The 414-nt window shown below is 40.3% G+C and carries 1 protein-coding gene; it reads right to left on the bottom strand.

All coding sequences use genetic code 11. The annotated features are described in order from the left end of the window. Positions 1-165: 165 nt before the first annotated feature. On the bottom strand, positions 166-414 hold a 249-nt coding region (locus tag DXB15_RS17120), incomplete at its 5' end, for a hypothetical protein (RefSeq protein WP_207666152.1).

Genomic DNA, 414 nt, shown 5'->3' with positions numbered 1-414 from the left:
GCTGTTCTCAATGAATCTTTCAAGGTTATTTCACTGTTCAGTTATCAAAGTTCTTTGTTCGTTGTCTTTGCGACAGCTTTTACATTTTATCAAAAGCATTTGTCTTTGTCAACAACTTTTTTATTTTTCTTTGTTGTCGTTTCAAGCGACAGCCTGTTTATCTTATCACCAGCGATCGGCTTTGTCAACAACTTTTTTCTTCCCATCCAGAAGTTTTTCAAGAACTGACTGTCGCATCCCATGCCGTCTGTTGTCCTTACTTTTCTTCTGTATGTGCCGCTGCATCAGCGACAGCTTGCTTATAATAGCACTGCTGCCGGCAGAAGTCAACACATTTCGGGCGGATTTGTCGAAGTAGGTCATCTTGCAGTTTTTACCGCTATTGTGTGAATTGTGCCAATTATTTGCGCAATT

This window comes from Roseburia sp. OM02-15 (assembly GCF_003481835.1).
GTDB lineage: Bacteria > Bacillota > Clostridia > Lachnospirales > Lachnospiraceae > Eubacterium_I > Eubacterium_I ramulus_A.
The sequence above is the reverse complement of the archived record's forward strand: the minus strand, read 5'-3'. Positions and strand labels throughout refer to the sequence as shown.